An 18,961-nucleotide genomic window follows, 5' to 3' on the forward strand; every position below is an offset into this window, starting at 1 on the left:
ATACTCTGTGCATGATTACAGAGTTTGGACATTTTGCGCTGATACTGGCGTTCATTGTAGCCATCATTCAGATGATTGTGCCGCTGATTGGGGCTCAAAAGCGATGGCCTACATGGATGGCAGTGGCGGAACCTGCTGCGTCTGCGCAGTTTTGGCTGACGGCGTTTTCCTTTGGAGCGCTGATGTATGCCTTCATTGTGTCCGACTTCAGCCTGAGGCTGGTGACGCTGAACAGTCATTCCGCCAAGCCGATGCTCTACAAAATCAGCGGGACATGGGGCAATCACGAAGGCTCCATGCTGCTGTGGGTGTTGATTGTGACGCTCTTTGGCGCAATGGCGGCCTGGTTTGGCGGCAATCTGCCGCCAACGCTGCGTGCGCGGGTTCTCGCGGTGCAGTCTGCCATCGCGGTGGCGTTTTTCGCCTTCATTCTGTTCACGTCTAATCCTTTTCTGCGGCTGGCGGTGCCGCCCTTCGACGGTCAAGATCTGAACCCGCTGCTGCAAGACCCCGGTTTGGCCTTTCACCCGCCGTTTCTATATCTCGGCTATGTGGGTCTGAGCATGACCTTCAGCTTTGCGGTTGGTGCTTTGTTGGAAGGTCGCGTGGACGCGGCCTGGGGACGATGGGTGCGGCCCTGGACCTTGGCAGCTTGGATCTTTCTGACCATCGGGATCGCGTTGGGCTCTTGGTGGGCGTATTATGAGTTGGGCTGGGGCGGTTTCTGGTTCTGGGACCCAGTTGAAAACGCATCCTTCATGCCTTGGCTTCTGGCGGCAGCACTTTTGCATTCCGCAATCGTTGTGGAAAAACGCGAAGCGCTCAAAAGCTGGACCATTCTGTTGGCGATTCTCGCGTTTGGTTTTTCTTTGATCGGGACGTTCATTGTGCGCTCGGGGCTTTTGACCTCGGTACATGCCTTTGCCAATGATCCTGAACGCGGTGTTTTCATTCTGATGATCCTGGTGTTTTTCATGGGCGGTGCCCTGGTGCTATTTGCGTTCCGCGCGAGCACGATGGAAGCCAAAGGCGTCTTTGGTGTTGTCAGCCGAGAGAGCGCATTGGTCGCCAACAACCTGCTATTGGCGGTGTCCTGTTTTGTCGTCTTCGTCGGCACCATGTGGCCGCTTGTGGCGGAGATGTTCTTCGATCGAAAACTCAGTGTTGGACCACCGTTTTTCAATATGGCTTTCTCGCCTTTTATGTTGATGTTGGGCCTCATTCTGCCCATCGGCTCCGCGATGCCGTGGAAACGGGCAAATGTTTTGAGAGCCTTGATGCCATTGCGCTATGCCTTTGTATTAGCTTTGGCCATTGGTGGGCTGGTCTTTGCCATGCAGACAGGTCGCAGCCTTTTGGGCCCGATTGGTATGTTCCTGGCGGCATGGATCGTTATGGGTACAGTTATTGATCTCGCCCAGCGAACCGGGCGCGGTCCAGGCCGTTTGGCACGTCTGACACGCTTGCCGCGCGCCGACTGGGGCAAGATGATTGCGCATTCCGGTCTTGGTATCACGATGATGGGTGTCTCGGGCCTGATGGCTTGGCAGCACGAAGACATACAGGTGGCTCAGTTCGGCGAACCCTTTGAAGTCGGTGGTTACACATTGACCCTGAACGATGTGGTGCGCAGCCAGGGACCCAATTACCTGTCGACAACCGGCTACATAACTTTGGCCCAAGACGGTCAGGTGATCGCGCAGTTGGAGCCGGAAAAGCGGATTTATCCGGTGGCGCAGATGCCCACGACCGAAGCTGCGATTGATTACGATCTCGCACGCGATGTCTACGTGGTCATCGGGGACGAACAGGTCGGCGGCGGCTGGGCTGTGCGGACCTATATCAAACCGCTGACAAACTGGATCTGGATCGGCTGTGGTCTCATGGCGCTTGGCGGCTTGTTCAGCCTGTCTGACAGGCGATTCCGGGTCGCGGCAGGTGCGCGCAAAGCCGCCGCGGTAGCAGCGGAATGATCCGAATAGGCCTCATACTGATATTTCTTGCCAGCCCGCTTTGGGCACTCGATCCTTCGGAAATGCTGGAAGATCCAGGTCTCGAAGCACGTGCGCGGGCAATAGACCACGAGTTGCGCTGCGTCGTCTGCCAATCGGAATCTGTGGCTTCATCAAACGCCAATTGGGCAGAGGATGCGCGCCGCACAGTCAGAGAGCTTATCGCAGGCGGAGCAACGGATGAAGATGTCATGGATTTCTTCGTCGCGCGATATGGCGAATTTGTTCTGATGTCGCCTCGCGTAAGTGGATCCAATTGGTTGCTCTGGGCAGCGGGGCCCTTGATGTTGCTTGCAGGGTTGGGTCTTGGGCTCGGGTATTTGCGCGGTCGGGCCAGGGTTGCAGCCCCGCAAGAAGCCGCGCTGTCCGAGGCCGAAACCAAACGATTGCGTGAAATCCTGAAAGAGTGACGCATCGTTGCTCTTTTCTGAGCGATGCAGTTTGATATGACGGGGCAAGCCCGAGGAAAAGGAAGCCAAATGGACTATCAAACGCTGGTGTGTGACACGCAGAATGGTGTTGCCACGATCACCCTCAACCGGGCGGAAAAGATGAATGCGCTCAGCACACAGATGCGTGCTGAAATTGCCTATGCAGTTTCTGAAGCTGGAAAGACTGCGCGCGTCGTCGTGTTAACCGGGGCAGGGCGGGCATTTTGCTCCGGTCAGGATCTTGGGGATCGGGTGAGTGCCGCCAACCTCGATCTGGAGCGCACGTTGCGCGATGAATACGCGCCGATGCTGCGCTCCATTACGGATTGCCCGGTCCCGACGATCGCGGCTGTGAATGGAGCTGCAGCGGGTGCGGGCGCCAATCTGGCATTGGCCGCAGATGTGGTCATCGCAGCCGAGAGCGCTTACTTTCTGCAAGCCTTTGCTCGTATAGGCCTTATCCCGGATGCGGGCGGCACCTATGTCTTGCCTCGCACGATGGGTACGGCCAAGGCCATGGGGGCAGCTCTCTTCGCCGACAAAATCACGGCCCGTCAGGCAGATCACTGGGGCATGATCTGGGAAGCCGTACCAGACTCCGAATTCGATGCACATTGGAAGGCCCGCGCGGCGCATTTGGCGCAGGGTCCAACCGCCGCCTATACTGCGATCAAGAAAGTGATCCGCGGCAGTTGGGACAATTCAATGGAAGAGCAGCTGACCTTTGAAGCCAAGCAACAAGGGCATTGTGGCAAATCAAGAGACTTCAAAGAAGGTGTTTTGGCGTTCACGGAAAAACGCCGCGCCAGTTTCGAAGGTCGCTGAGATTACGCCGGGCTGGCAATGAAACGTTCTACAAGCAGAACGTCATCCGACGACAGTCGCGGACCGGTCGAACAGGCAATAACGGCCACGGCGATGCCATTTGCCATCACCGTCTGAACGCAGGCAGAGGCATCACTAATTGTGATTGTGGGCGGCGTTTCGCCTTTGTCATAGATCACGGCGACCTTGTTGTCGGCGGCATTTTCATCCGGGATAAATACGCCTTCTGGTCCTTTGCTGCACGTGGGCACCAAAGGCAAATGTTTTGCGAGACCCAGATCGGACATTTCTGTATCGCTCGCGATCGGTGTCATGCTTGCCTCGCAGGTGTTGTCAGGTCATATCACATTAATCTCTTTGGAGACCTTGTGACGAACCCCTCAACAGTTAACTTGTGCAGCACCGAGTGCAAAAGGGTGTTCAAAATCATCCATATTAACAACAAGATTGCAAATCGGGCACAATTTGGATGTCGAAAATAACGCGCAACAACCAACCGGGTCAAGGAAACAGGGCCATTGTGCACTCGAGCGAAACAGTGACAGTTTTTCGCTGTTTATCGAGAACTACATCACATCCAATTGGCGTTGCAAGCATCTGAAATACAGCAATTTACGCCAGATTGTTTTCCATGTGGTTTGATAGAATCGGCCTAAGTGCGCAAATGAGACAACCCTAAAGCGGACATCACCTGCGCCCTGGTCTTGCGCACAGGTGACCGATAAGTTCAGCGGTTTTCGATGTCGATGTAGTCACGCGACGTGCTGCCCAGATAGAGTTGGCGTGGACGGCCGATTTTGTTCTGTGGATCGGCAATCATTTCTTTCCATTGGGAAATCCAGCCCACCGTCCGGCTCAACGCAAAGATTGGCGTGAACATAGACGTTGGAAAGCCCATTGCCTCCAGGATAATGCCAGAATAGAAATCGACGTTCGGGAACAGTTTCTTGTCAGCAAAGTAAGGATCGGCGAGTGCTGCGGTCTCCAGTTCCTTGGCAACCTGAAGGATCGGGTTGTTCTCAACACCCAGCAGGTCCAGCACTTCATCCGCGGATTGTTTCATGACCTTGGCGCGTGGGTCAAAGTTCTTGTAAACACGATGGCCAAAACCCATCAGGCGGAAGGGGTCGTTTTTGTCTTTTGCGCGGGCGATGAATTCGGGAATACGATCTACTGTGCCGATCTCATTGAGCATCTCGAGACAGGCCTGATTTGCCCCCCCATGCGCGGGACCCCAGAGGCAGGCAATGCCGGCGGCAATACAGGCAAATGGATTGGCACCGGAAGAAGATGCCAAACGCACAGTCGAAGTCGATGCGTTCTGTTCGTGATCCGCATGCAGGGTGAAAATGCGGTCCATTGCGCGGCTGAGGATCGGGTTGACCTCATAGTCCTCGGCCGGCACCGCAAAGCACATGCGTAAGAAATTGGATGCATAGTCCAGATCGTTGCGCGGATACACGAACGGTTGTCCGATTGTATATTTATACGCCATCGCGGCGATGGTCGGCATTTTGGCGATCAGACGAATGGACGCCACTTCGCGCTGCCACGGGTCTGCGATGTCGGTGCTGTCGTGATAGAATGCGGACATCGCCCCCACAACACCGGTCATTACGGCCATAGGGTGCGCATCACGGCGAAACCCACGGAAGAAATTCATCATCTGCTCATGCAGCATCGTGTGGTTCGTCACACGGAATTCAAAGTCTTCCAATTCGGTTGGCGTCGGCAGTTCGCCGTAGAGCAGCAGGTAGCAGACCTCGAGGTAGTGTGACTTTCCGGCCAGTTGATCTATAGGATAGCCCCGGTGCAACAGTTCGCCCTTGTCGCCATCGATAAAGGTGATGGTACTGTCGCAACTCGCGGTCGAGGTGAAGCCTGGGTCATAGGTAAAGACACCTGCCTGCGCGTAGAGTTTGCGGATATCGAGCACATCCGGTCCGGCTGTCGGGGTAAAGATCGGTAAATCGAATTCGGTGCCGTCGATGTTCAGCGTTGCGGATTTTGTGCTTTCAGCCATGGGTGGTCCTTCCTGTCTTGGTTGCGGGCGCACCCGCTTTCGGCTCTGAACGCGTGCGGCGTCGGGCCAATTGGTTCCGTAAGGTCATCGCCTCACTGTCTTAGCTGCTTCGGTCAGCCGGGCGCAGGTTTCGTCCTTGCCCAAAACCAACATCATATCAAACACCGAAGGTGTAACAGCCCGACCTGCAAGTGCCGCGCGCAGGGGTCCGGCCAGCTTCCCGAACTTGGTGTCCTTGCTCTCGGCAAAACGGTTCAGGATACTCTCCAGATTGTCTCTGCTCCAGCTATCAGTTTGCAAGTGCGGCGTCAATTCGGTCAGCATATCGCAAGACATAGAATCCAGGTTCTTGCGCGCTTTCTCGTCCATATGTAAGGGACGAGAGGTTAACGCAAAGTGTGCTTTATCAAGGAGTTCAGGAAAAGTTTTTGCCCGTTCTTTAACGCAGTACAAGGCACGACCAAGCGCTTCTGACTGCGCTGTGGTCAAAGCGGGTTGCCCCGTCAACTCAAGATACTCAGCGATTTCGCGCTGCAATGCAGCATCGTCCATTGCAGCGATGTGCTGACCAGACAGATTCTCCAGCTTTTTGACATCAAACCGGGCCGGGCTCTTGCCTATGCCTGAAAGGTCGAACCACGCCTGCGCCTGAGCGTCGTTGAAAAATTCGTCATCTCCATGGCTCCACCCCAAACGGGTGAGATAGTTGCGCATACCTGCGGCCGGATATCCCATGGCTTGATATTCCTGAGCGCCAAGGGCGCCATGGCGTTTGGAAAGTTTCTTGCCATCCGGACCATGGATCAGCGGAATATGCGCCCATACCGGCACATCCCAACCCATGGCGTCATAGATCATCATCTGACGGGCGGCATTGTTCAGGTGATCATCCCCTCGGATCACATGGGTCACGCCCATGTCGTGATCGTCTACGACGACTGCCAACATGTAAACCGGCGTGCCATCTGAACGTAAGAGCACCATGTCATCCAGTTGATCATTGCGAATTTTGACATCGCCCTGCACACGGTCGCGGATGATCGTTTCCCCGGTTTGCGGCGCCTTGATGCGGATGACATAGGGCGCATCCGGATGCGTCTCGGGTGACGCGTCGCGCCAGGGGGAGCGGTAAAGCGTGTTTTCTCCCGCAGCCCGGGCCGTGTCGCGAAAAGCGGCGATTTCATCTTGCGTCGCAAAGCACTTGTAAGCCTTGTCCGCCGCCAGAAGTTCAAGTGCCACTTCTGCATGACGTTCGGCGTTTTCAAACTGGCTGACAACTGCGCCGTCATGATCTAATCCCAGCCAGGACATGCCTTGCAGGATCGCGGCGGTGGCTTCGGGCGTTGAACGCGCGCGGTCCGTGTCCTCGATCCGCAGTAGAAATTGGCCACCGCGACCGCGTGCATATAGCCAGTTAAAGAGTGCTGTGCGCGCCCCCCCAATGTGGAGGAACCCTGTGGGAGAAGGCGCGAAACGGGTGACAACGGGCGCTGACATGCTTGCGTTTACCTTTCAGTAACCATGGACGGCTTAAATCTAGACCGTCTGTCTATCCAGTGCGGTGAACGGGGGCAAGGAGGTGCTGCGTGACACAGATCCGGGCGATCTTGCTGAACCAGCGCGGCGCGCTTTTCGAATGGATCCCGATATGCCTTGCGATCGGCATTGGCTGGTATTTCCTGCTGCGCTTTGAGCCTTCAACCGCATTTCTTGTTGCGATTTTTGCCGCAGCTACGCTCGCGCTGGGTCTGACCCGATGGTCTGGGGAGGCGTTTGGCCCGCTGCTCATCGCTGCAGCACTTGTGGCAACCGGTTTTACGCTTGCAGCATATCGCGCCCATGATGTGGCAAGCCCCGTCATGAGTTGGCGTTACTACGGTCCGGTGGAGGGACGGGTCGTCAACATTGATCGCAGCGCATCTGATGCGCTGCGACTGACATTGGATCAGGTGGTCCTGGAACGCACAGCGCCAGAGCGCACTCCGGAGCGTGTGCGTATTTCACTGCACGGCGATCAAAGTCTCAGCGTTGTACCCACGCCAGGTCTGCGGGTGATCACCACCGCCCATGTCTCTCCGCCGGGCGGGCCAGTGGAGCCGGGCGGTTTTGATTTTCAGCGCCACGCATGGTTCGGCCAATTGGGTGGCGTGGGCTATTCGCGCGTGCCACTGCTGGCCCTTGAACCCCCGGAAAAAGGGCAGTTGGATATGTTGATCTTCGGTGTGCGCATGGACCTCGCGGCCCGCATCCTGGAAGTTTTGCCGGGTGATGTCGGCGGTGTGGCGGTGGCCGTGACAACCGGCGCGCGCAGCGCCATCAGCCAGAACGCACTGGAAGATCTACGTGCCAGCAACCTTGCGCATCTGTTGGCTATTTCCGGGCTGCATATGGGACTGCTGACGGGCTTTGTCTTTGCATTGTTGCGGGTGGCGATTGCCTTGATCCCGCCTCTGGCCCTGCGTGTGCAGTCCAAAAAAGTCGCGGCGGCAGGTGCCTTGGTCGTTGCTGCTGGATACCTTGCGCTCTCGGGCGGCAATGTCGCCACCGAGCGCGCCTTTATCATGGTCGCGGTCGCCTTGACTGCAGTAATGCTGAACCGCCGCGCGATCAGCTTGCGCGCGGTGGCCATCGCCGCAACGATCGTTCTGTTTTTGAGGCCCGAAGCCTTGTTGGGTCCGGGTTTCCAGATGTCCTTTGCCGCGACAACGGCCTTGGTCGCCGTCTTTGGCTACATGCGGGACCATCAGATTTCCATGGGACCGAATTGGGCCAAGCCGGTTGTGGCCGTGTTGATCTCTTCGGGCGTTGCCGGGTTGGCAACCGCACCAATTGGGGCGGCCCATTTCAACGCCTTGTCACACTATGGACTGCTGGCCAATCTGACATCGGTACCAATGATGGGCACAGTTGTGATACCGGCTGCGGTGCTGGCGTTTGTTTTGGCCCCTTTTGGCCTCGACTGGATTGGCTTGTGGATCATGGGGGTCGGGTTGCGTTGGATATTGGAGGTTGGTCATTTCGTTGCCGGGCTTGATGGCGCGCGTTCCTTTGTGCATGGGCCAGGTGTTGCCGTCTTGCCGATGATTGCGCTGGGTTTTTTATGGCTGTGTCTTTGGCAAGGGCGCACGCGCATGATCGGTGTGTTGCCGGTTCTGGCGGCGTTTTGGCTCTGGGTCAGCACGGACCGTCCCATTGGATTGATCGCGGAAAATGGTGCTCTTGTCGGGGTAATGACCGGTGAAGGGCGCGCACTCAGTAAAGCCAAAGGCGCGGGGTTTGTGGCGCGCAACTGGCTTGAAAACGATGGGGAATCTATCGACCAACTCACTGCGGCTGCGCGTTGGCCGGAAACACGGGTCGCGTCTCTTCCCGGTGGTATTGAAGTCTTGCATTTAGCGGGAAAAAAGGCTGTGGGCGGGTTTTCAGGCTGCGCCGAAGGCCAGATCATCGTGGCCAATCTGGATCTGCCCAAAACCGCTTCCGATTGCATCTTGCTGGACCCGACGCGCCTCAGGGACAAGGGCGCTATCGCGATTACAACCGGGAAAAATGGTGTAAAACTGACATCCGTAAGGGATGTCACTGGCGATCGGCTCTGGTCGCCGTGGCGCGCGCCAAGAACGCCGCGTCAGTAGGTGCGAATCAGACCGACGAGTTTGCCCTGAACCTTGACCTGATCATCCTTGAAAATACGGGTCTCATAGGCGGGGTTCGCAGCTTCCAGCGCAATGCTTTGCCCGTTGCGCATGTAGCGTTTCAGGGTGGCTTCATGATCCTGAACAAGCGCCACAACGATATCGCCGTTGTCTGCCACACTGGTTTCCTTGATCACAACCACGTCACCATCGTTGATCCCGGCGTCAATCATTGAATCGCCGCGTACTTCCAGCGCGTAGTGCTCCCCGGATCCTGAAAGCATATGGCTGGGAACAGTGACGTTTTGAGAATGCTGATTGATCGCCTCGATCGGCACACCAGCAGCGATGCGACCCATCAAGGGCAATTCGGTCGAAGACGCCGTGCTGACCGGTCGCGCATTGCCGGGCTTCGGCGCACTGGGTTTGTCGCCTTCGATCACGCGCGGCGAAAACCCCGAGGTCGGTGCCCCGCCCATACTTTCGGGCAGCTTCACGATTTCGATGGCACGGGCGCGGTGGGCCAGACGGCGGATGAACCCACGTTCCTCCAGGGCGGTAATCAATCGATGGATGCCCGATTTGGAGCGCAGATCCAGCGCTTCTTTCATCTCATCAAAACTCGGTGGAACCCCGTCACGCTGCACGCGCTTTTGAATGAACTCCAACAAATCCAACTGCTTCTTGGTGAGCATCTCTTGGGTCCTCCGATGCCTGAATTTGCATTTGTTCTAGAGTTGTTCCCGTTTTGTGTCAACGCTTTCTAAAGGAATTCAAAGCGGAAGGTAGGATACGTCTTCCCCGATGGCGCGCGCGGGATCATGAGGTGGACGCACCAAAAGTGCGTTGGATTGTGCCAAAACAGTCAGGAGCGAGCTGTCTTGCCGGTCAAAGGCGCGCAGGCCGTCCGCTGTGAGCGTCGCGCGCATGTAGTGTTCCCGCGGGCCATTCTCGGGCAAATCTTCGGCGAGCTGCGATGTGAGAGGCTGTGCTGGGATGCGCGCCAGACCCAGCATGGCGCGCACCACCGGAAGCACAAAAACTGTGCCGCAGACAAGGGCCGACACCGGATTTCCGGGCAGACCGATCATGGGCACGTCATTCAGGAGCCCCGCCATCAATGGTTTTCCGGGGCGCATGGCAACCTTGTAAAACGACTGGGTCATGCCCAGCTCCGCTGCGACCGGTGCCACAAGGTCATGATCTCCAACAGAGGCGCCGCCGATGGTGATGATCAGATCTGCAGTCGCGGCCAAGCCAAAGGCTGTTTTGAGAGATAGCGGGGTATCCCGCGCAATCGGCATCATGCGGGTTTCAGCACCTTCAGCTTCCAATTGAGCCGCCAGCCCGAAGGTGTTGGACGCGATGATCTGGTCCGGCCCGGGGGTCTCTCCGGGCATCACCAACTCATCCCCCGTGGCCATCAACGCCACAATCGGGCGCCGCGTGACTGGGACCTTGGCAATGTTCATGGCAGCCAAAAGGGCGACGTCGGACGGCCCCAGGCGACATGGCGCGGAGATCTTGTCACCCGCTTTGAAATCGCCGCCTGCTGGTCGGACGTTGTCCTTGCCGCCGATGTCCCGGTTCAGTGTAATCAGGTCGCCTCGCCGCGTGACGTCTTCCTGAATGACAACGAAATCAGTGTCTTGGGGCATAGGTGCGCCGGTGAAAATGCGCGTGCATTGCCCGGGTCCGACAGCGCCTTGATAGCTGTGGCCTGCGGCGGCTTCTCCGACGACCTTGAACATGGCATCCGGTTCGACCTCCGAGCGCCGGAGCGCATAGCCATCCATGGAAGAGGCATCAAAAGGCGGCTGCGTGCGGGTGGCTGTCACATCCCGGGCTAAAACCCGTTCAGACGCGTGGCGTAACGGCACGGTTTCGATGTCGAGGGGGCTGACGAGATCAAAAAGGTGATCGAGCGCCTGTGCGACGGTGATCATGGCGCCTGGTAGCGACCAGATTTGCCGCCTTCTTTAAGAACAACTCGCAGGCCGCTGATTTCCATGGATTTATCAACCGCCTTGGACATATCGTATATGGTGAGCGCTGCGATGGACGCCGCCGTCAAAGCTTCCATTTCCACACCGGTCTGACCGGTTGTCTTAACAGTCGCTTCGACATGAAACCCGGGCAGCCTCGCGTCAGGTGTGAATTCAACTGCCACCTTGGTGATCGGCAAGGGATGGCAGAGCGGGATAAGATCGGAGGTGCGCTTGGCCGCCATAATGCCGGCAAGACGCGCAACACCCAGGACATCTCCCTTCCTAGCACGACCTTCTGATATGATATCAAAGGTTTCCGGTCGCATCTTAATGTTGCACTTGGCGACCGCAATCCGGTCAGTAACCGGCTTGTCGCCCACATCGACCATATGGGCGTCGCCCTTGCTGTCGAAATGGGTCAGCTTGCCAGCCATGTCACATGCCTCCAGCCGTTACCGGGTTGGCCAGAAGGTCTCGGGTCGCTTTTTCGACGTCCTGCTGGCGCATCAGGCTTTCTCCAATCAGAAAAATCCGCGCGCCGTATCGGGCCATATCTGCCAGATCCTCTGGCGTGCTCAGGCCAGATTCCGCCACGATCAATCTGTCTTCGGGCACGTGGCCTGCCAGTATGCGTGTTGTATCAAGTGATGTCTCAAACGTCTTTAGATTGCGGTTGTTGATCCCGATCAGGCGGCTTTTGAGGCGGCTGGCCCGTTGCAGTTCCGGCTCGTCGTGTATCTCGACCAGCACGTCCATGCCCCAAGATATGGCGGCGTCTTCCAATTCGTCGGCCTGGCTGTCGCTAACTGAGGCCATGATGATCAAAATGCAGTCGGCTCCCAACGCGCGGGCTTCAGCGACTTGATAGGTGTCGTACATGAAATCCTTGCGCAAAACGGGCAGAGTGCACGCATCACGGGCCTGGACAAGGTACTCTTTTTTGCCCTGAAAACTGGGGGTATCTGTCAGCACAGAAAGACAAGCCGCACCGCCTTCTGCATAGGCCATGGCCAGACTTGCAGGATCAAAATCAGCACGTATTAAACCCTTGGAGGGACTGGCTTTCTTGATCTCGGCAATCAAACCGTAGGAGTCGAACGTCGCATGATGCAACGCATCCGCGAAATGACGGACCGGAGAGGCATCCCGGGCGTCAGCTTCAACTTCTGCCAAAGATTTGGCGGCTTTATCCGCAGCGACCTCTTCAAGTTTGTAAGCCTTGATTTTATCGAGGATGGTTTCTGTCATGATATCTCCGACGTGTTGGCCCAGTTTATGGCCTGCTGACCCCGCGCCTGCAACCACCCATTGACGCGGCTGAAAGGCCGTGAGCCGAAAAAGCCACGCCGCGCGGACAGCGGCGACGGATGCGCGGTTTCGATCTTGAGGTTTTTGACAGCATCGACACTCCGAGCGGTCTTGTGGGCGCCTGCGCCCCAAAGCAGATAAGCGCGCGGGTGATCGGCCAGATGATCCAGAATTTGCTCTGTCAAAAGCTGCCAACCCAAGTGTTGGTGCCCCTTGGCCATGCCCGCCGGGACGGTCAGGATGGTGTTGAGCAGCAAAACCCCTTGATTTGCCCAAAATGTCAGATCTGCGTTCTCAGGTGCCGTACCCAGATCGCTTTGCATCTCCTTGAATATATTACTTAAAGATCTGGGTAGTGGGCGCACATCTGCTTCTGCCGAAAACGCCAACCCGTGGGCATGGCCCGGCGTGGGATAAGGGTCCTGACCCAGGATCACGACCTTAACGTCGCAGGGTGGAACCTGTTCCAGCGCGCGGAAAACCTGTGGCGCAGGGGGTAAAATCGGGCGGGGATCTGTGCTCAGCATGGCTTCGATCCGGGGCCATTCCGTTTCAAAAAATGGCAAATCGGCCCAAGCGCCCAGTTGGTTCAGGCGATAGCCTGTCACGCCGCTTGGGTGATTTTGGCCACGGCGGTGATCTTGTCACGGGCGGCCCCGCTGTCGATGGAGTCTGCTGCGCGCGCAACCCCCTCTTTGAGATCTGATACGGCGTCAGCGACCATAAGGGCGGCTGCAGCATTCAAGAGCACAGCATCTCGGTAGGCCGAAGCGGTGCCATCCAGTAGCGCATTGAAATCACGTGCATTTTCTTCGGGCGTACCCCCTACGATTGCCTCAAAGGGGTGAACCGGCAGCCCGGCTTCTTCAGGGTGCAGTTCAAGATCAGTGACTGTGCCGTCGGGTGCCAGAGCGCTGACCCATGACACACCGGTAATGGTCAATTCATCGGTTCCATCCGAGCCATGTACCAGCCAGGCTTTTTCCGATCCCAGCGCGCCCAGCGTTTCCGCCATCGGGCGGATCAAGTCGCGGGAAAAGGCGCCGGTCAACTGCCGTTTCACACCGGCAGGGTTGGTCAGCGGCCCCAGGATATTGAAAATCGTGCGAGTCCCAAGCTCGGCACGGGTCGGCATGACATGCGCAATCGCCGGATGGTGCATCGGAGCCATCATAAAACCGATTCCGGCTTCCATCAGCGCCTTTTCCACGATCTTGGGACCGACCATCACATTCAATCCCATCTGGGTCAGCGCATCCGCTGCCCCGGATTTCGAACTGAGATTGCGGTTGCCGTGCTTGGCAACTACAACACCGGCGCCCGCAACCACAAAGGCCGTTGCCGTTGAAATATTCAACGTGCCTTTGCCATCTCCGCCGGTGCCGACAATATCCATGGCGCCTTCGGGGGCGTTCACGGCATGGCATTACTTGCGCATCACGGCGGCCGCAGCGGCGTATTCATCCACGGTTTCGCCACGCGTACGCAGCGCCATCAACAACCCGCCGATCTGGCTCGGCGTCGCTTCGCCGTCAAACAAGATGCCAAACGCCGTTTCGGCCTGAGCCTTGGTCAAAGGACCGGTGGCCGCCGCCCCAATCAAAGGTTTCAGCGCATCGCTCATGCCGGAACTTTCATTTCATCGAGGAAGTTTTGCAGTAGCGCATGTCCATGTTCCGAGCGGATCGATTCCGGGTGAAATTGCACGCCATGAAGCGGCAATTCGCGGTGTTGCAGACCCATGATGGTGCCGTCTTCTAGATCCGCCGTGGTCTCGAGGCAGTTGGGCAGAGAGTCGCGTTCCACGGTCAGCGAATGGTAGCGCGTGGCAGCAAAAGGTGTGGGCAGCCCGGCAAAGAGCCCTTTTGCGTCGTGTTTGATCTGTCCCATTTTGCCATGGACGATATCTTTGGCTTGCACGACCTTGCCGCCAAAAGCTTGCCCGATGGTTTGGTGTCCCAGGCATACACCCATCAGAGGCGTGCGGGTTTCCGCTGCCGCCTGCGTTAGAGCAAGGCAAATTCCTGCCTGATCGGGATCGCATGGTCCAGGCGACAGCAAGATGCCGGTTGGCTTCATGGCCATGGCCTGTTGCACATCCAGCGCATCGTTGCGATGGACCACAACATCCGCCCCGAGGCTGCCCAAGTAGTGCAAAAGGTTGTAGGTAAAACTGTCGTAGTTGTCGATCAGCAGCAACATGTCCAAAACTTTGAATTCGGGGCTGGAGACGGGAAGCTCAAGCGCGGTATATATGCCGCATACATGTTCAGGCTTGAAAGGCTGCGTCAAGGGGCGCAAATAGGCCTAAACGGCCAGAACAGGGCTGGAATTAATTCGCGTCATGGCAGAATGTCAGAGACGAAACGAGGTGAGCATATCGTGGCGAAGGGTTTTCTGAATGGCGCTCTTTGGGGTAGTGTTGCAAGCATTTGCGCATTGGCCCTCATTTCGGTGGCCTCAGACCGGCCGGTTGCACCAGTTGTAACAGCGACCGCGCCACAGGAAAAACCGGCGCCATCACCCAAGACCCCAGCGGAAGACCGGCCCGCAAAAGAAGAAGTGCAGGCGGCGGTACCGCCGATGTTGGAAGAAGAACAGGAAACTGTTCAGCCGGAAACAGAGGAAGTGCAAGCGACGGTTCAGCAAACACCGAAAACGCTGGCGCCGGAACCAGATACGCTTGCTGCAGTCGCGCCTGAGGCAACGGCATCTGCGGCACTGCCCGAGACCGGGGCCGCAAGCGCCTTGAGTGATCCGGCAGTTGAGGCGAACAGACCTGCTTTGGAAACGCAACCCGGGGAAACGCCTGTCACGCCTGGGACCCGATCGACCGGACTGCAAGCGCCCGCTGCAGAGCCTTCGATCTCGGTATCTACCGATCCCGCAGCGCCTTTGGCGCCTGAGGTCAGCGACGAAATCGCGCTTTCAGAAGATCCGGTGCAACCGACAACCCCGCTGGGCATCGTTGAGTCGTCGGGTTTTGGTCCAAAAATTGACGAGCCAGAATCTGCCCCGGGCATAGAGACATCCATTTCGGTTGAACCGGACCAGCCGCAAGCGCCTGACGTGCCAACGGAAACGCAAGCCTTTGAACCGCGATCCGAAGAAACCGAATCGACGGATGCACCGAAAGAAGAAACATCTCTTGAACCTCTCGCCGTACCGGATAGCACCGAAATCGCACAGTTGGACGAAGGGCCGGATGTTCAGACATTCCTGGTGCCACCAATCCCGTCGGCACCGCCAGATGCATCGCAAACACAGTCGCTACCGCAACCGGACGATGTTGCGGCGCCTGAGAATTTAGGACCAAAAACCGATTCAACAGGGGGAATTGTCGGCAATCTGGCAGAAGATGTTTTGATTAATAGATTGCCAGCTCTGGGCAATGAGGACGCTTCGGAAACAGCGGCTTTGCAGCAGCCATCCGACAAAATCGAAAAGACTGTAACCGCGTCTGACCCGTCAAAGCTGCGTCCGGTAGAACGGTTTGCTGCCGATTATGACAATGCACAGGCCAAACCCGTAATGGCCATTGTGCTGATGGATGAAGGTGTGAACCTGTCGCGCGACACAATTGGGTTGCCTGCATTGCGCAGCTTTCCCTACCCGATCAGCTTTGCCGTGGACACCAGCCTGCCAGATGCCCGCGAACGTATGGCTGCCTATCGGGCGGAAGGATTTGAAGTTCTGGCGATGGTAAATCTGCCGACGGGCGCGCTTGCGCAAGACGCGGAGGTGTCGTTGTCTGTTGCCCTGGAGGCCGTGCCCGAAGCGGTGGCCGTTTTGGAAGGCGTTGACGAGGGCGTGCAGGGCACGCGGGAGGCGGCTCAGCAAGTGACTGAGATTCTGGCCCAAACCGGACATGGGTTTGTCACGCAAAACAAGGGTTTGAACACGGTCCAGAAACTGGCAGCGAAATCGGGTGTGCCTTCTGCGGTGATTTTTCGTGATTTCGACAGCTCGGGCCAGACACCCACTGTCATTCGTCGGTTTTTGGATCAGGCGGCATTCCGTGCTGGCAGAGAAGGCGGCGTCATCATGCTCGGTCGACTGCGCGAAGACACGATTTCCGCCTTGTTGATCTGGGGCCTACAGGACCGCGCGGAACGTGTCGCTCTTGTGCCGGTCTCGGCGGCCTTGCAAACACAGTAACTCAACGCCGCCTTGCCGGGCAGAGTGTCAGATAATTTCGTCTTCATCGAACAGCGGGTCGGTTTCCAATTGTGTCGCCAAGTCTTCGACCGTATCTTCTGAGGCGCGCGGGTGCGTGGCGGCCAGATGAAAGACGGCGTCTCCTTCGTTCACGACAGGCAAGATCGCACGACCGATCAAAATGCCGGCAGAGGGGGAGGAAAGATCCGTTTCAGTGCCACCAAAAGGGTCGGATACGATCGCCAGAAGATCACCGGCTTCGACGGTTTCGCCCTCTGCGCGGAAGGTGCGCAGCAAACCGCCTGCCGGTGCCCGCAGCCAGGTAGATGACTTGCAAAAGTAGGGCTCAGCCTTGGCCTTGGCGATGCCTTTGGCCGACACCATGTCGAGGCTGCGCATGACCCGCAGAATGCCCATTACGCCAGCACGCACCGCCATTTCGTCAAACCGCAGACCTTCGCCCGCCTCATAAAGAAGGACGGGCGTGCCACGCGCCGCGGCTTCAGCCCGCAGCGAACCCTCTCGCAAGGGCGAGGTCAGCACCACCGGGGCGCCAAAAGCAGCCGCCATTTTGCCTGTGACCTCATCGCCGGGCGACACTCTGATCTGAGGCAGGTTGGTCCGGTGGATGGCGGCAGAGTGCAGATCGATCCCCATGTCGCAACGCAACACCACATCCTTGAGAAAAATATGCGCCAGACGCGACCCCAAAGACCCCGAAGGATGGCCGGGAAAGCATCGGTTCAGATCGCGACGATCGGGCAGGTAGCGCGACCGATTGAGAAACCCGAAGGAATTGACAATCGGGATCACAAGCAGAGTACCGCGCATCGTTTTGAGCTGAGGCGCGCGCAATAACCTACGCACGATTTCGACGCCAATCACCTCATCCCCATGGACCGCCGCCGAAACAAACAGGGTCGGTCCCGCGTTTTTGCCATGATGCACCTGCACCGACAGGGTCACAGGTGTGTGGTCGGGCAGTGTCGATACCGGAAGATGGACGGTTTTATTTGCACCACGGGCAATGCGGTGTCCTGCAATCTCGAACGGCGCGTTGATCATGGTTCAGTTGTTGCCTTGACCGGAAAAACGCGCCGCATCGGCAGCAGCACGGCGGATGGCGTTGGATTTATGCACGGTTTCTTGGAATTCAGCTTCGGGGTCGCTGTCGTAGACAACACCACCTCCGGCCTGAATATAGAGCTTTTGGTCCTGCACAACAGCCGTGCGCAGAGCGATGCACATATCCATATCGCCGCCCGCGCTGAAGTATCCGACACCGCCGCCGTAGACCCCCCGTTTTTCAGGTTCCAACTCGTCGATGATTTCCATGGCACGGACTTTCGGCGCCCCGGATACGGTGCCCGCAGGCATGCCTGCAAAGAAGGCATCCAGCGCGTCCTTGTCGTCATGCAGCTCGCCAACCACGTTGGAAACGATGTGCATCACATGGCTGTAGCGCTCGACGATGAATTCTTCGGTGGGGCGCACGGTGCCGATCTTGGCCACGCGTCCTACATCATTGCGCCCCAGATCCAGCAGCATCAGATGTTCGGCAAGTTCTTTTTGATCAGCCAGCAGATCGGCTTCCAACGCCTTGTCTTCTTCAGGCGTCGCACCGCGCGGTCTGGTGCCAGCGATGGGTCTGATGGTCACCTCATCGCCAAAGACACGCACCAATATTTCCGGACTGGCGCCAACGACCTGAAAGCCGCCGAAGTTGAAATAGAACATGAAGGGTGATGGGTTCGTACGCCGGAGGCTGCGATAGAGCGCGAAGGGGTCTTGTTTGAAATCCTGCGTCCAGCGTTGTGCGGGCACCACCTGAAAGATATCGCCCGCGCGGATGTAGTCGCGGGCTTTCTCAACTGCTGCCTTGTAGCCTTCGTGAGTAAAATTACTGATGGGTGCGCCAGGCGTTTTAGCGTCACCCAAATTACGGGTGGCTGTTGGCATGGCGCGCTCGAGATCGCGCACTGCGTCCATCACACGTTCGGCGGCTTGTGCATAGGCCGCGCGCGCTGATTGGCCATCAGATACCCAGGCAGGAGACACCACTGTCACCTCACCTTTGACCCCATCAAGAACTGCCACGACCGAAGGGCGCAACATCACGGCGTCCGGCAGCCCCATAGGATCGGGGTTGATGTCTGGCAAATGCTCGACAAGGCGCACCATGTCATACCCGAGATAGCCGAATAACCCGGCGGCGGCCTGAGGGAGATCGTCCGGCAGATCAATTTTGCTTTCGGCAAGCAAGGCGCGCAATGTGTCCAGCGGATTGCCGTCTTGCGGTGCAAAAGCATTGGCTTCGTAGCGTGCAGTGCGGTTGATTTCGCTTTGAGTGCCGTGGCAGCGCCAGATCAGATCAGGCTTCATGCCGATGATGGAATAGCGCCCGCGCACTTCACCCCCGGTCACCGATTCCAGCACAAAGGCATCTTTCTGCGCGCCTGTCAGTTTGAGCATAAGGGACACGGGCGTGTCGAGATCCGCGGCAAGGCGGGTGTAGACGATCTGATTGCGACCGGTGGCATAGGCGGTCTCGAAACTGTCGAATTCCGGGGTCAGTGCCATG

At 57.5% G+C, this 18,961-nt stretch carries 16 protein-coding genes and 1 pseudogene; 5 read left to right on the plus strand and 12 right to left on the minus strand.

The features are described 5' to 3' along the window. The first annotated feature begins 11 nt into the window (after nucleotides 1-11). The 3 genes from AB8B75_RS12165 (at nucleotide 12) to AB8B75_RS12175 (ending at nucleotide 3,268) form a co-directional block, all read left to right on the plus strand. Nucleotides 12-1,973: a heme lyase CcmF/NrfE family subunit gene (locus tag AB8B75_RS12165; RefSeq protein WP_405362580.1), complete on the plus strand. Its 1,962-nt coding sequence runs from the start codon at nucleotides 12-14 to the stop codon at nucleotides 1,971-1,973. Continuing rightward, nucleotides 1,970-2,422 (plus strand): cytochrome c-type biogenesis protein CcmH, encoded by a 453-nt coding sequence (locus AB8B75_RS12170; RefSeq protein ID WP_405362581.1) that lies wholly within the window; start codon nucleotides 1,970-1,972, stop codon nucleotides 2,420-2,422. The genes AB8B75_RS12165 and AB8B75_RS12170 overlap by 4 nt, the downstream gene beginning before the upstream one ends. Before the next feature lie 69 nt (nucleotides 2,423-2,491). Further along, on the plus strand, nucleotides 2,492-3,268 hold the full coding sequence (locus tag AB8B75_RS12175) for an enoyl-CoA hydratase-related protein (protein ID WP_405362583.1): 777 nt from the start codon (nucleotides 2,492-2,494) through the stop codon (nucleotides 3,266-3,268). A gap of 2 nt (nucleotides 3,269-3,270) precedes the next feature. On the opposite strand, the gene AB8B75_RS12180 is transcribed toward AB8B75_RS12175, so the two are convergent. From AB8B75_RS12180 to gltX, 3 genes are all read right to left on the minus strand, one after another. Continuing rightward, nucleotides 3,271-3,582 (minus strand): hypothetical protein, encoded by a 312-nt coding sequence (locus tag AB8B75_RS12180; RefSeq protein WP_405362585.1) that lies wholly within the window; start codon nucleotides 3,580-3,582, stop codon nucleotides 3,271-3,273. Between the two features lie 413 nt (nucleotides 3,583-3,995). Beyond that, nucleotides 3,996-5,291 (minus strand): citrate synthase, encoded by a 1,296-nt coding sequence (gene gltA / locus AB8B75_RS12185; protein WP_405362586.1) that lies wholly within the window; start codon nucleotides 5,289-5,291, stop codon nucleotides 3,996-3,998. A gap of 84 nt (nucleotides 5,292-5,375) precedes the next feature. Beyond that, nucleotides 5,376-6,788, minus strand: a complete 1,413-nt coding sequence (gene gltX, locus AB8B75_RS12190) for a glutamate--tRNA ligase (protein ID WP_405362587.1) — start codon at nucleotides 6,786-6,788, stop codon at nucleotides 5,376-5,378. 89 nt (nucleotides 6,789-6,877) lie between these two features. On the opposite strand from gltX, the gene AB8B75_RS12195 reads away from it, so the two are divergent. Beyond that, entirely contained in the window at nucleotides 6,878-8,926 is a 2,049-nt protein-coding gene (locus AB8B75_RS12195) for a ComEC/Rec2 family competence protein (RefSeq protein ID WP_405362588.1), read from the plus strand. Here the strand turns inward: AB8B75_RS12195 and lexA are convergent. The 7 genes and pseudogenes from lexA to AB8B75_RS12230 form a co-directional block, all read right to left on the minus strand. Further along, nucleotides 8,920-9,621 carry a transcriptional repressor LexA gene (gene lexA, locus AB8B75_RS12200; protein WP_405362589.1) on the minus strand — a complete coding sequence of 234 codons (702 nt, stop codon included), beginning with the start codon at nucleotides 9,619-9,621 and terminating at the stop codon, nucleotides 8,920-8,922. The two genes, AB8B75_RS12195 and lexA, sit on opposite strands and share 7 nt — an antisense overlap. A gap of 78 nt (nucleotides 9,622-9,699) precedes the next feature. Next, nucleotides 9,700-10,872 carry a gephyrin-like molybdotransferase Glp gene (gene glp, locus AB8B75_RS12205; protein WP_405362590.1) on the minus strand — a complete coding sequence of 391 codons (1,173 nt, stop codon included), beginning with the start codon at nucleotides 10,870-10,872 and terminating at the stop codon, nucleotides 9,700-9,702. Further along, nucleotides 10,869-11,348, minus strand: coding sequence for a cyclic pyranopterin monophosphate synthase MoaC (gene moaC, locus AB8B75_RS12210; protein ID WP_405362591.1), 480 nt, complete (start codon nucleotides 11,346-11,348; stop codon nucleotides 10,869-10,871). The genes glp and moaC overlap by 4 nt, the downstream gene beginning before the upstream one ends. A gap of 1 nt (nucleotide 11,349) precedes the next feature. Continuing rightward, a complete protein-coding gene (gene trpC, locus AB8B75_RS12215; RefSeq protein ID WP_405362592.1) occupies nucleotides 11,350-12,162 on the minus strand; it encodes an indole-3-glycerol phosphate synthase TrpC in 813 nt (270 codons plus the stop codon). Next, nucleotides 12,159-12,830 carry a uracil-DNA glycosylase gene (locus tag AB8B75_RS12220; protein ID WP_405362593.1) on the minus strand — a complete coding sequence of 224 codons (672 nt, stop codon included), beginning with the start codon at nucleotides 12,828-12,830 and terminating at the stop codon, nucleotides 12,159-12,161. The genes trpC and AB8B75_RS12220 overlap by 4 nt, the downstream gene beginning before the upstream one ends. Next, nucleotides 12,827-13,846 (minus strand): annotated as a pseudogene (gene trpD / locus AB8B75_RS12225) (anthranilate phosphoribosyltransferase). Before trpD ends, AB8B75_RS12220 begins: the two are co-directional and overlap by 4 nt. After that, complete coding sequence (locus AB8B75_RS12230; RefSeq protein ID WP_405362719.1) at nucleotides 13,843-14,424, minus strand: anthranilate synthase component II; 582 nt, start codon at nucleotides 14,422-14,424, stop codon at nucleotides 13,843-13,845. Before AB8B75_RS12230 ends, trpD begins: the two are co-directional and overlap by 4 nt. Before the next feature lie 180 nt (nucleotides 14,425-14,604). On the opposite strand from AB8B75_RS12230, the gene AB8B75_RS12235 reads away from it, so the two are divergent. Continuing rightward, complete coding sequence (locus tag AB8B75_RS12235) at nucleotides 14,605-16,380, plus strand: divergent polysaccharide deacetylase family protein (protein WP_405362595.1); 1,776 nt, start codon at nucleotides 14,605-14,607, stop codon at nucleotides 16,378-16,380. Between the two features lie 27 nt (nucleotides 16,381-16,407). On the opposite strand, the gene AB8B75_RS12240 is transcribed toward AB8B75_RS12235, so the two are convergent. Together AB8B75_RS12240 and trpE are read right to left on the minus strand one after the other, a co-directional pair. Next, on the minus strand, nucleotides 16,408-17,445 hold the full coding sequence (locus AB8B75_RS12240) for a succinylglutamate desuccinylase/aspartoacylase family protein (protein WP_405362596.1): 1,038 nt from the start codon (nucleotides 17,443-17,445) through the stop codon (nucleotides 16,408-16,410). A gap of 3 nt (nucleotides 17,446-17,448) precedes the next feature. Next, complete coding sequence (gene trpE, locus AB8B75_RS12245) at nucleotides 17,449-18,960, minus strand: anthranilate synthase component I (RefSeq protein WP_405362598.1); 1,512 nt, start codon at nucleotides 18,958-18,960, stop codon at nucleotides 17,449-17,451. Nucleotide 18,961: the final 1 nt, after the last annotated feature.

This window comes from Roseobacter sp., from assembly GCF_045106495.1.
Lineage (GTDB): Bacteria > Pseudomonadota > Alphaproteobacteria > Rhodobacterales > Rhodobacteraceae > Roseobacter.